Genomic DNA, 2,357 nt, shown 5'->3' on the forward strand with positions numbered 1-2,357 from the left:
GACCCCTGGCATGGGTGAACCCTGACCATCGCGCACCACCCCCGAGACCGTCACCGAGTCGGACGGCGCTAGTTGCACGTCAACGATGCGGTCGACCGAAGCATCGATCCCCGTCACGATCGTTTGGCCGAACCCGGATCCCTCCGGAGCGTTCACCACGACGTCGACGGGGCCTGCGGTGACGCTCAAGGAGTACGCACCGGTGGAAGCGTCCGCGGTCGTCGAGGCCAGGGCTGTGCCTCCGCCGGCCGGCCGCACGAGCACCTTCGTGCCAGCGGGCGCCGGGCCGCCGGCGGTGAGCGTCACCCGTCCGGAGATCGTGGCGGTCGCCGCGCTTGCTGGAGCCTGGAGCCCCGCGACGAGCAGTGCCAGCACGGGCACCACCATCAGCAGCGAGCGGACGATTCGGCGCAGACGCGTGCCTCGAGCCATCGGATTCCCCCCAGAACCAGGGGGCATCAGCGCAGGTCGATCCTGCTCCCCCCGGCTAGCACGGTAGGGATCGGCGCGGATCGGCCGCCACCACTTGCCGGAATTTGTGGCGACGGTCTGGACCATCGGTGTCCGAGTCCGAGTCGGATAGCGCGGCGTCCGGCTTGAGGCTGGTTGAAGCCGTCCACCGCACTATCCGCAGGAGCTCACGACAGTTCCGGGCTCAGGGCAGCGCGGACTGGTCAGGACCGCTCAGGACAACGCGGACAGCGGACCAGCTTGCCGGCCCACCCCAGCCGCTGCATGACCGCAGCGACCGCAGCGGCCGTGGCGCAGCCGCGGCCGAACACCTGGGAGAACCCGAGGCGCAGCGTCGTCCCCGCCTCGACGACGGCGGTGTCGAGGTCGCGCTGGAGATCGCGGTCGTGGGCGGTGGCGCTGCTGTGGAACAGCCAGCCGTCCAGCTCGACCAGCAGGCCGAGGGCGGCGTACCGGACGTCGAGGTAGGCGCGCGTGCCGTTCGTGACCCGCACCGCCTGCCGCTCGCCGACGGGCAGCCCGTGCGGTCGCTCGACCAGCGTGAGGTAGCCGTGCTCGAGCGTCGAGCAGGTCCCCTCCGCCACGTCGGCCAGTACGGCGGCGAGGAAGTCCCGCCGCGGGATCCGGGCGCGTGCGTCGAGGCAGGTCAGCAGCCGCCGGGCGGTCGTACGCCGGGCGCCGCAGGCGTCCGCGAGCACCGCCACGGCAGTGACGTCGTCGCGAGCAAGGACCGCCAGGTCGAGGACTGTCTCCTCGTAGCGGATCCGCGGCGGGCCGACGTTCCATTGCGCGCGGGCGTCGAAGCCGGCAACCCGGTGCAGCCGCACGCCCGCGGGCTCGGCGAGATGTCGCGACCGGTCGACAGCCACGTGGATGATCGGGTCGTCGATCTCCCGGCGGCCGGGCCCCTCGTGGGCGCGCCGCGCCGATTCGCCGTAGAGCGCGGCCGGCCAGCAGGCGAGCACCGCCGCCCAGGCCCGCTGCTGCCAGGTCAACGGACCGGTGTGGTCGACGTACACACCGGGATGGACGGTGACCCACGCGCGACGACGCAGGAGGCGGGCGATGGAGGTCTCGGTCTCGCCGGCCTCGAGTGCCTGGGCACGACGGATCAGGCCGTCCTGCTCCTCCAGCACGCGCGCGAGCTCGTCCACCCCGTCATCGTGGACCGCCGGGGTGCCGGCTCGCGACCGCGCAAGCACCGCCCTGTGGAGGAGCGCCTACCGCCCGCGGAAGAACCCGCGCTTCTGGGTCTGCAGCTCCAGCAGCTCGGCCCGCACGTGCTCGAGCTCGACCGCCAGCGAGCGGGCCCGCTCCTCGGCCTCGGCCCGCTCGTGCATCGCCTCCTCGGCGATCTCGGCCTGCCGGCGTACGGCGGCCTCCACGGCGCTGCGGTCCGCGGCGCGCTGGGCGGCGGCCTCCTCGGCCTCGGCCCGCAGCCGGGCCTGCTCGGCGGCGTAGGTCTCCGCGGCCGACCGGGCGGCGATGGCGGCCTGCAGGTCGGCCAGGGCCTGCTGCAGCTGCCCCTCGACCTCCTGGCGCTCGGCGGCGGCCTGACGGGCCAGTTCGGCGTGCGTCCGGGCGTCCTCGTCTGCGGCCAGCCGGGCGGCGGCCGCCTCGGCGGCGGCCTGCTCGGCGGCGGCCCGCGCCGTCGCGTGCTCCTCGGCGGTCGCGTCCGCGGCGGCCCGCGCCTCGTAGGCCTGTCGGGCCTGCTCGGCCTGCTGCTCGGCGCGCTGGTGGGCACCGGTCTGGTCGGTCGCGGCGCGCGCGGCGGCCTCGGCCTGCTCGTGGGCGCGCATCTCGGCGGCGGCGCGGGCGGTCTGCGCCTCCTCGGCCCGGGCGGCCGCGTCGCGGGCGGCCTGCTCGGCGGCCTCGCGAGCGTCGGC

Annotated in this window: 2 protein-coding genes and 1 pseudogene; all 3 read right to left on the reverse strand. The window is 75.1% G+C overall.

Features of this window, described 5'->3' with window-relative positions:
• A partial coding sequence (locus QMC84_RS19950) for a hypothetical protein (protein ID WP_300377915.1) occupies positions 1-432 on the reverse strand: 432 nt, incomplete at its 3' end.
• A gap of 242 nt (positions 433-674) precedes the next feature.
• Positions 675-1,625, reverse strand: a complete 951-nt coding sequence (locus QMC84_RS19955; protein WP_300377917.1) for a type IV toxin-antitoxin system AbiEi family antitoxin domain-containing protein — start codon at positions 1,623-1,625, stop codon at positions 675-677.
• A 66-nt stretch (positions 1,626-1,691) separates the two neighbouring features.
• Positions 1,692-2,357 (reverse strand): annotated as a pseudogene (locus QMC84_RS19960) (hypothetical protein); the annotation flags it as partial.

The organism is Nocardioides sp., from assembly GCF_030019515.1.
GTDB lineage: Bacteria > Actinomycetota > Actinomycetes > Propionibacteriales > Nocardioidaceae > Nocardioides.